Genomic DNA, 1,710 nt, shown 5'->3' with positions numbered 1-1,710 from the left:
TATTAGCTGAAAATTTTATAGATTGTCCTTTGGTTAAAATAAAAGTTTTATTTTCAACACTTAGTTCTAAAATACCATAATCAACAAAGATGTACTCTTCCACTCCTAAATTATGAGGTTGAGATATATGATTACATCCACTTTCTAATTCAATTGTCAAAATTTCAAAATTTTTATGATTATCAAATGGGAAAATAGGATATAGCCTCATAAGATTATTATTTTCTAAAATAGGGGAGATATTTTTCTCATCTACAATAGTTAGTTCCTCCTCTTCACCCTCTATAAAAAATGAAAACGATACTTTTAATGTTGTAGATATTTTCCAAAGAGTAGAAACTGTAGGATTGGATTTTCCATTTTCAATCTGTGAGAGCATAGCTTTACTGACTCCTGTTTGAGAGGAGAGTTCTTCTAAACTTAAATTTTTTTCTTTTCTTAATCTATTTAAACGTTGCCCAATTAAAATATTCAAATTTTCCATATATTACACCTCGATCTAACTGACTTTATATAAAGAATATCAGTTTAGTAAAAAAAAAACAATATAAAATATCAAAAAATATGTTATAACGAAAAAAAGTATGTTATAATGAAAATAAAAAGGAGATTTTATGAGAGCAATCATACTGGGAGTTATATCAGCTTTATTTTTTTCAATAACATTTATTTTAAATGAGTATATAAATACTACTCAAGGTAGTTATTTATGGACGGCTTCTTTAAGATATATTTTTATGTGTCCTATTCTATTTATTATTTTAACATATAAAAAACAGGTGCGGGAAGTTTACTTATGTGTAATTGAATATCCAAAACAATGGTTATTTTGGAGTACAATAGGGTTTGGATTATTTTATCTACCTCTATGTTTTGCCTCAACATTTGGAGAAGGATGGTTAGTTGCCTCAACTTGGCAAATAACAATTATAGCCGGAGCTTTAATGACACCAATTATATCTAAAGATAAGTTACCCATTAGATTTTTAAAGTTATCTTTAATTATTTTACTAGGAATACTTATTATTCAGATTGAAAATTTTAAAATAATCTCTTTTAAAGAGGGAGTTTTAGGAGTTATACCAGTTTTTATAGGAGCTTTTGCTTATCCTTTAGGAAATAGAAAGATGATGCTTCTTGTGGGAAATAGATTAACAGCACTACAAAGAGTTTTTGGAATGACTCTATGCAGTTTTCCATTTTGGATTATAATATCATCACTTGGTTTTATTTCAAGTGGAATACCAAGTTATAATCAGATTACGAGTTCATTGCTAGTAGCAGTTTTTTCAGGTGTTATAGCCACTACATTATTTTTCAAAGCGACAAACTTGGGAAGTGATTCACCAAATATTTTAGCAGCGATTGAAGCTACTCAGGCTACAGAGATAGTGTTTACAATTTTAGGTGGGACTATATTAGGGAATAAAATTCCTTCAATGTTGTCATTATTGGGAATAGTATTAATTATAGTTGGAATAACTTTAGGAAGTTTTTTAAAAGAAAAGCATACTGAATAGTCACTCTATTCAGTATGCTTTTCTATTTTATTCACCAGTTGTTTTACAGTAAACATCAAGTTTGTTATATGGAATCTCAATTCCCTCTTGATCAAATCTCTTTTTAACAAGTTCTTGAAGATCAAAGAAAACATCCCAGTAATGCTCTTTTTTAGCCCAAACTCTCATAGTGAAATCCAAAGAGCTAGAG

3 protein-coding genes are annotated in these 1,710 nt (G+C 28.5%); 1 reads left to right on the top strand and 2 read right to left on the bottom strand.

What is annotated here, in order from left to right; translation table 11 throughout:
• On the bottom strand, positions 1 to 484 hold a 484-nt coding region (locus tag ACMOUI_RS03300; RefSeq protein ID WP_418964321.1), incomplete at its 3' end, for a helix-turn-helix domain-containing protein.
• Between the two features lie 130 nt (positions 485 to 614).
• Between ACMOUI_RS03300 and ACMOUI_RS03295 the strand changes: the two genes are divergently transcribed.
• Positions 615 to 1,520 (top strand): multidrug resistance efflux transporter family protein, encoded by a 906-nt coding sequence (locus tag ACMOUI_RS03295; RefSeq protein WP_418964320.1) that lies wholly within the window; start codon positions 615 to 617, stop codon positions 1,518 to 1,520.
• 27 nt (positions 1,521 to 1,547) lie between these two features.
• Here ACMOUI_RS03295 and ACMOUI_RS03290 read toward each other — a convergent pair whose 3' ends face one another.
• Positions 1,548 to 1,700: a hypothetical protein gene (locus tag ACMOUI_RS03290; protein WP_418964322.1), complete on the bottom strand. Its 153-nt coding sequence runs from the start codon at positions 1,698 to 1,700 to the stop codon at positions 1,548 to 1,550.
• Positions 1,701 to 1,710 lie beyond the last annotated feature (10 nt).

The organism is Cetobacterium sp., from assembly GCF_048470075.1.
Taxonomy (GTDB): Bacteria; Fusobacteriota; Fusobacteriia; order Fusobacteriales; family Fusobacteriaceae; genus Cetobacterium_A.
Note: the sequence above shows the minus strand (reverse complement) of the source record. Positions and strands in the feature narration are given on the sequence as shown.